This is a genomic window from Kitasatospora sp. NPDC057512 (assembly GCF_042802135.1).
Taxonomy (GTDB): Bacteria; Actinomycetota; Actinomycetes; order Streptomycetales; family Streptomycetaceae; genus Kitasatospora.
This window is the reverse complement of record NZ_JBHVET010000467.1, coordinates 1-6,915: the sequence shown is the minus strand read 5'-3', so window position 1 is coordinate 6,915 and position 6,915 is coordinate 1. Positions and strand designations below refer to the sequence as shown.

Here is a 6,915-nt window from a genome sequence, read left to right as displayed (position 1 = left end):
GGGGGGGCCCGGCGGGCCCGCGGCCCGTCGCCGACCGCCCGCCGCACCGGCGGTGGACGGCGGCGGGCGACCGGACACCGAGGAGAACTCCCGTGGCTCGCCACATCTACGCCTGCCCGCTGCGCTGGTCCGACATGGACGCCTTCGGGCACGTCAACAACGTGGTCTTCCTGCGCTACCTGGAGGAGGCCCGGATCGACTTCATGTTCACCCAGGCCGCCGCGGCCGGTGCCGGCGAGTTCGCGGGCGGCTCGGTGGTAGCCCGCCACGAGATCGACTACAAGCGTCCGCTGGTGCACCGGCCCGAGCCGGTCACCATCGAGACCTGGGTGACGAAGATCGGCGGCGCCTCGCTGACCGTCTCGTACGAGATCAAGGACGTCGCCGAGGACGGCGGCGACATCGTGTACGTCCGGGCGTCCACCGTGGTCGTCCCCTACGACCTGGCCGAGGGCCGGCCGCGCCGGATCTCGCCGGTGGAGCGGGAGTTCCTCGGCCGCTTCATGGACGAAGAGCCGGTAGTCGCCGCCGTCTGACCGCACCTGACGATTCGAGCTGAACCGCTGTGACCATCACCGCCCGTCTCGCCCTGACCGACACCGGGGAGGCCGCCGACCTCTCCGCCTTCCTGCTGCGCCTGCTGCGCTTCGACCGGGCGGCGGCCGTCCGGCTCCAGGCGGTGGGTCCGGGCGAGGGGGACGGTGTGCTGGCGGTCTTCGGACGGCTGCCGCTGGGCGACTCGGGCGTGCTGGCGATCCGCACGGCCCGGCTGGACGGTCTGGACGAGCCGGTGGACCTGACCGTCTCCGCGGGCCAGTTGCTGGACGGCGTGGACGCCGGGGCGGGCGCCGTCGCGCTGCCCGCGCCGGTGACCGGTCCGGCCTGGGCCGGGCTGCTGCCGCCGCGCACCGGCTGGCGGCCGGTCGGCACTCCGCCGGCGGCCGAGGTGTGCCGCGAACTGATGGCGGCGGTCGGGGAGTTCCGCGAGCGCAGCGAGGCCGTCCCGGCGCACCACCGCACTCGCGCGGTGCTGGACCGACTGGCGGACGAGGTGTGGTCCCGCCCGGTCTCCGTGCTGCCGGAGCTGCCGCTGCGCGCCGTGCACGCCTCGTACCGGATCGGTTTCCTGAGCCCCGAGGCGCCGCTCTCGGTGCACCGGGCGGGCGGCTGGCTGCGGTTGAGCTCCCCGGTGGGCTCGGTGGTGGTGCGGACCGCGGCCGCGCCGGGCGCGGGGCTGGGCCTCAGCCCGCTCCGGTGACGGCGCCGCGGGGCCGGTCCGCTCCGGTGGCACCGGTCCGGCGCTCGGCCGCTCCGCCGGCGGGCGGTCCGGGGCTCAGCCCGGGGTGTTGATCATCGAGGCGGCGGCGTAGGTCAGGTACTCGAGCAGCTGCTGCTCGTGCTCGGCCGGCAGTTCGAGGTCCGCCACGGCCGCCCGCATGTGGACGAGCCAGGCGTCGTGCGCGGCCTTGTCGACCTTGAACGGCGCGTGCCGCATCCGCAGCCGCGGGTGGCCGCGCCGCTCGCTGTAGGTGCGCGGGCCGCCCCAGTACTGCATCAGGAAGAGGGCCATCCGCTCCTCGGCCGGCCCGAGGTCCTCCTCGGGGTACATCGGCCGCAGCAACTCGTCCTCGGCGATGCCTTCGTAGAACCGGTGGGCCAGCCGCCGGAAGGTCGGCTCACCGCCGACCTGGTCGTAGAAGGTCTCCTCGCTCAACGTGCCTCGCCGGATCTCTCTCACCCGACCATGGTCGCAGACGCCGACGGGGTCGTACACCGGGACCAAAGGCGTACGACCCCGTCGGGAGGGGACCGGCGGACGTCACCGCGGACGTCACCGCGGACGTTGGCGCGGGAGATCAGCGCCGGACGGTCAGTCCTCCCAGCGGAACAGCTTCCAGGAGATGCCGGTCAGCACGGCCGCGAAGAGCAGCAGGCCGCCCATGGTCGGCACGGCGTCCATGACGCCGCCGCCGCGGGTGAGCACCGACTGGGCGGACTCGACCAGGTAGTGCAGCGGCATGACCTTGGAGATGGCCTTCAGCCACTCCGGGGCGCCGTCCAGCGGGAAGAACGAGCCGGACAGGAAGGACATCGGCAGCACGATGATCTGCGAGATGCCGTTGGCCGCCTCCTCGGTCTTGGCGACCGAGCCGGCCAGCAGGCCGATCGACATGAAGGCGAGCGTCGCGCAGGCCACCAGCGGGATGACCAGCCACCAGTTGCCGGTCAGTTTGAGCCCGAAGAAGCTGGTCGCGACCACCAGGAAGACGGCGGTCTGGAGGAACGCGGTCAGCAGCGAGACCAGGATCCGGGAGCTGATCACGGTTCCGGCGCTGACCGGGGCCAGCCGCAGCCGGCGCAGCACCTTGGTCTTGCGCCAGTTGACCAGGGTCAGCGCGGCACCGAACACCGCGCCGGTGGCGACGGCCCAGCCGAGCAGGCCGGGGGTGAGGAACTGGATCGGCTTGAGCGACTTGTCCTCGACCTGCTGGGAGTCCAGCACGAAGGCCGGCTTCTGCCCGGTGGCGGCCTGGTTGGCGCTCTGGACCACCGAGTTGAGGATGCCCTGGAGCGCGCCGGCCCGGACCTGGTCGGCGGCGGTGTAGCGCAGCTCGACCGTGCCGTTCGGGCCCTGCTTGATCAGCGCGTCGTAGTCGCCCTTGCGGACCTTCTCCAGCGTGCCGGCCTCGTCGTCGGTCTTCGTGATGGTGAGGACCTTGTCCAGCCCGGCCCGGTCCTCGCCCTGGATCGAGTCGAACAGCTTCACCGCGCCGACCTGCGCCACCTTGGCGTGCGGGCTGCCGGAGCCCTTGGTCACGGAGCCGAAGAACACCAGGAACACCAGCGGGAACAGCAGGATGAAGAAGGCCGCGGTGCGGTCGCGCTTCATCCCGAGCAGCATGGCGCGGGACAGGCTCCAGAACGCGCTGACCCGCTCCCGCTCGCCGGCGGCCGGGCCGCCGCGCCGGGCGGGGGCCTGCGGCTCGGTGGGGGTGGTGGCGGTCATGCGCGGAACTCCCGTCCGGTCAGCTGGAGGAAGACGTCCTCCAGGGTGGCGCCGCGCACTTCCAGGCCGCGCAGCGCGTTCTGCTCGGCGAGGACGCTGAGCACCGGAGCCGGAAGGCGGGTGGAGACGGAGAGCGAGACGCTGTCGTCCTCCAGGGCGGCGATCTCCGCGCCGGCCGCGGTCAGCAGCTCCCGGGCGCGGTCGAGCGGGAGCTGGCCGGAGGCCACGCTGATCCGGACGGTGTCGTCGATCTCGCGGATCAGCGCCGCCGGGGCGCCGGTGTGCAGGATCTTGCCGTGGTCCATGATCGAGACCCGGTCGCAGAGCACCTCGGCCTCGTCCAGGTAGTGCGTGGTCAGCACGACCGTGCGGCCCTCGGCGTTGATGTCCCGCAGGAGGTCCCAGAGGTTGCGCCGGGCCTGCGGGTCCAGCCCGGTGGTGGGCTCGTCCAGGAAGACGAGCTCCGGGTCGTGGGCCAGTGCGCAGGCGATCGACAGGCGCTGGGCCTGGCCGCCGGACATCTGGTCGGTCAGGGTCTCGGCCTTGTCCGAGAGGCCGACCCGCTCCAGCATCGTGTCGGCCCGCTTGGGGCCGACCCCGTAGAACGACGCGAAGGTGCGGATGGTCTCCCGGGCCGTCAGTTTCCGGAAGAAAGCGGACGCCTGGAACTGCACGCCGATTCGCGGCAGCAGTTTCGGATTGCGCGGCCAGGGCGCCATGCCCAGCAGCTCGACCCGGCCCTCGTCCGGTTTCCGGACGCCTTCCAGGATCTCCATCGTGGTGGTCTTCCCGGCGCCGTTCGGGCCCAGGATCCCGTAGAACTCGCCGGCCTCGACGGTGAACGACACCCCGTCGACGGCCTGCACATCCCCGTACCGCTGGCGGATGCCGTCAGCGGATATAGCAGCAGTCATGTGCCCTGACCCTAGGGGCTGGGAAGGCTCCCGCGCACGCCGGTGGCAGCGAATTTGCGGATATTTTGAGGATGGCCCGAACAAATCCGGGCCGGGCGGATGTCGAATTCCGCCCGGCCCGGCCGGAGTTGTCGCTGACGTGTGGTCAGGTAACGATTTGACGGGTTTTTAGCCGGAGGTCCGCCCCCTCCGGCCGACGGTCGGTCAGCCGCGGTGCACGGTGATGGTGGTCCAGGCGCCGATGTGGATCCGGTCGCCGTCGTTCAGCGGTACCGCGGTGTGCGGGGGGACGGGCTCCGCGCCGCCGTTCATGGTGGTGCCGTTGGTCGAGTCCTGGTCCACCAGGACCCAGCTGCCGTCCGCCTGTTCGGCGAGCAGCGCGTGCTGGTGCGAGGCGCCCGGGTCCTCCGGCGGGACGGACAGGTCGATCTCCGGCACCGTGCCGCGGTGCTGGCTGCGCCGCCCGATCCGCAGCTGGCCGCGGCCGGTCAGCGGGATCCGGCGCTCGGGGCAGTACGGCGGGAAGAACAGGCCGGCCGCCTCGGGGCCGCTGCGGGCCATCATGTCGGTGAAGTAGTCCCGGTCGGCCGAGACCACGGCGATCCAGTTGGTCCGCACCGGCTCGGCCGGGGCGGTCTCCTGGGGCTGCTGCGGGACGGGCGGGGCCAGGTTGAACGAGGTGCCGAAGTCGCCGCCGCGGCTGTTCGGGCCGGGGCCGGCCGGCTGGGCGTACACCGGGCCGGAGTCCTCGCGCACCGAGGTGTCGGGGAACGCGCCCTCCGGCGGCGGGTAGCCGTAGGTGTGCGGGTGTGCCGGGGCCTGCGGCTGCTGGGGGACGGGCGGGGCGACGGCCTGCTGGGCCGCCGGCGGCTGGCCGAGCGGGGACGGCCCGAGCGGCGGCTGGCCGAACGACGGCTGGCCGTGCGGTGGTTGGCCCGCCGGGGCGTGGCCGTGCGGCGGCTGACCGGCCTGGGCGTGGCCGTGCTGGGCCTGCGGCGGGGTGCCGCCGTAGGAGGCCGGGATGTTCAGCGGCGGCTGCTGCTGCGGCTGTTGCTGCTGCTGCGCCGCGCCGGGCACCTGGCGGCGCGAGGGCGTGGAGAGCTCGTAGTCGTAGCCGCACTCCTCGCAGAACCGTCCGGTCTGCGGGCTGCGGCAGATCGGGCAGACGGCCAGGCCCGCGGTGAGGCCCTGCGGCCCGGCCTGCGGCGGGACGGCCCCGTGCGGGGGTACGGCCCCGTGCTGCCCCGGGGGCACCAGGCCGGGCGGCGGCAGGGGTGCCCCGGGCGGCGGGACGGCTCCCGGCGGCATCGGCGGCGGAGGCGGCGGAGCGCCGAAGGAGGCGCCGCCGTACCCCGGGTGCCCGGAGTGCGCGCCGGGCGCGGAGTCACCCCCGTGCGCCCCCGGGTAGCCTCCGTGCGCTCCCGGCGCAGGGGCCGGCGGAGTCATCGGGAAGCCGCAGAAGTCGCACCAGTCCTCGGCCTGCGACTCGTGGCCCCTCGGGCAGATCGGCATCAGGTCCCCCTCGTTTCGGGCCGGCTCCGTGCGGCGTCGCGCCGGGGTGCCGGCCCGGTCACGTCTTCAGCGGTCACTTCTTCACACGTACCGTCTTGGTCGACCGGGTCTCAAGGGTCATCGAGTCGGCCTCGCTCACGTCCTTACGGAACCGAACCGTACCCTCCTTCGGGTCCACCACGTCCACCACCTTCTGGAGCAGCTTGTAGGTGCCCTCGTTCCCGGTCGCGTGGGCGATCCGGACGGCGGCGCCCAGCTTGGCGGTCGCACGGTCGACGTCCCCGGCCCGGTGGGCCTCCAGGCCCTCCTGGATGGAGGAGGCGAGTTCGGCCTGCCCGGTGTAGTGGGCGACCTGCGGGCTGATCCGGGTGGAGGAGGCCAGGTCGTCGGTCCAGACCGCCTTGACCAGGCCCTGGGTGAGTACCTCGGGGGTGCCGCCGGCGACCTGCTCGGGCAGCACCAGGCTGATCCGGGCGGCCAGCATCTCGTTGCCGACCGAGGCGGCCGGCACCTCGACGCAGACGTGGTAGTCGCGGCTCTCGTCGCCCCAGGAGCCGGTGGGGTAGTCGCCGGCCCGGGGGCCGGCCTCGGTGCGGCGGGAGCTCAGGTCCTCGACCGCGGGCGCGACCTGCTTGACGAACCGGACCCTGGCGTTGGCCGGGGTCCAGATCCGCAGCGCGACGTCGGCGACCTGCTTGCCCATCGCGCCGGCCATCATCGAGCGGAAGTCCTCGGCCAGGCCGGAGGGCTCGGCGACGATGTCGGTGGTGCCGAGCAGCGCCGAGGAGATGCGGCGCAGTTCGTCGATCCGCCAGTCGGTGCCCACGCCGCGGCAGTCGGCGGTGAAGTGGCCGGTCACCCGTTCGACGGTGCGGGCCAGGTCCTCGGCCGACTCGTGCTCGTTGTTGCCGTCGGTGAGCAGGACGGCGTGCCGGATGGCGATGTCGCGGCGGGTGAGGAAGAGCTGGTCGGCCTTGGCCAGCCAGGTGCCCATCGCGGTGCCGCCGGCCGCGGTGAGCCGGCGCAGCGACTCCTTGGCCTGCGCGCGGGTGGTGGCGGAGGCGGTGGCGAGGGTGCCGTCGCCGGGGTAGATGTCGCGGGCCTCGTGGGTGCCGGCGACCACGGCGAAGGCGGTGCCGTCGCGCAGCGCGTCGATGGCGGCCGCGGTGGCCTCGCGGGCGCCGTTGATCTTGCTCTTGGGGTAGTCCATCGAGCCCGAGCAGTCCACCAGGACGACCACGGCCGCCGCGGTGCCGCTGCCCGCCGCGGTGGCGTCGGCGAAGCCGAGGGGCCGGCCGCCCGAGGTGCCGCCGCCGGTCGCCGTGACGGTGACGATGGCGTTGACCTCGCGGGCGCCGTCGGCCAGGTACTCGTTCTGGAAGATCTCCACGTTGAACCTGGGCAGGTTCGGCTTCGCCAGTGTTGCCATGGGGCGGTCGGCTCCCGTCGGGTGAGGGGTGGACGTGCTCAGGACGGTGGGGC

7 protein-coding genes are annotated in these 6,915 nt (G+C 73.4%); 2 read left to right on the top strand and 5 right to left on the bottom strand.

From position 1 onward, the window contains the following. Positions 1 to 92 precede the first annotated feature (92 nt). Together ACFU6K_RS26360 and ACFU6K_RS26355 are read left to right on the top strand one after the other, a co-directional pair. Positions 93 to 536: a thioesterase family protein gene (locus ACFU6K_RS26360; RefSeq protein ID WP_049657866.1), complete on the top strand. Its 444-nt coding sequence runs from the start codon at positions 93 to 95 to the stop codon at positions 534 to 536. Between the two features lie 29 nt (positions 537 to 565). Then, complete coding sequence (locus ACFU6K_RS26355) at positions 566 to 1,258, top strand: hypothetical protein (RefSeq protein ID WP_380667009.1); 693 nt, start codon at positions 566 to 568, stop codon at positions 1,256 to 1,258. A gap of 75 nt (positions 1,259 to 1,333) precedes the next feature. On the opposite strand, the gene ACFU6K_RS26350 is transcribed toward ACFU6K_RS26355, so the two are convergent. The 5 genes from ACFU6K_RS26350 to ACFU6K_RS26330 form a co-directional block, all read right to left on the bottom strand. Then, positions 1,334 to 1,738, bottom strand: coding sequence for a globin (locus tag ACFU6K_RS26350; protein ID WP_380667007.1), 405 nt, complete (start codon positions 1,736 to 1,738; stop codon positions 1,334 to 1,336). A 132-nt stretch (positions 1,739 to 1,870) separates the two neighbouring features. Continuing rightward, positions 1,871 to 3,007 (bottom strand): ABC transporter permease, encoded by a 1,137-nt coding sequence (locus ACFU6K_RS26345; protein WP_380667005.1) that lies wholly within the window; start codon positions 3,005 to 3,007, stop codon positions 1,871 to 1,873. Beyond that, positions 3,004 to 3,921 (bottom strand): ABC transporter ATP-binding protein, encoded by a 918-nt coding sequence (locus tag ACFU6K_RS26340; protein ID WP_380667003.1) that lies wholly within the window; start codon positions 3,919 to 3,921, stop codon positions 3,004 to 3,006. The genes ACFU6K_RS26345 and ACFU6K_RS26340 overlap by 4 nt, the downstream gene beginning before the upstream one ends. A gap of 204 nt (positions 3,922 to 4,125) precedes the next feature. Further along, positions 4,126 to 5,433 (bottom strand): FHA domain-containing protein, encoded by a 1,308-nt coding sequence (locus tag ACFU6K_RS26335; protein WP_380667001.1) that lies wholly within the window; start codon positions 5,431 to 5,433, stop codon positions 4,126 to 4,128. Positions 5,434 to 5,506: 73 nt separating this feature from the next. Continuing rightward, positions 5,507 to 6,862, bottom strand: a complete 1,356-nt coding sequence (locus ACFU6K_RS26330; protein WP_380666999.1) for a VWA domain-containing protein — start codon at positions 6,860 to 6,862, stop codon at positions 5,507 to 5,509. Between the last annotated feature and the right edge of the window lie 53 nt (positions 6,863 to 6,915).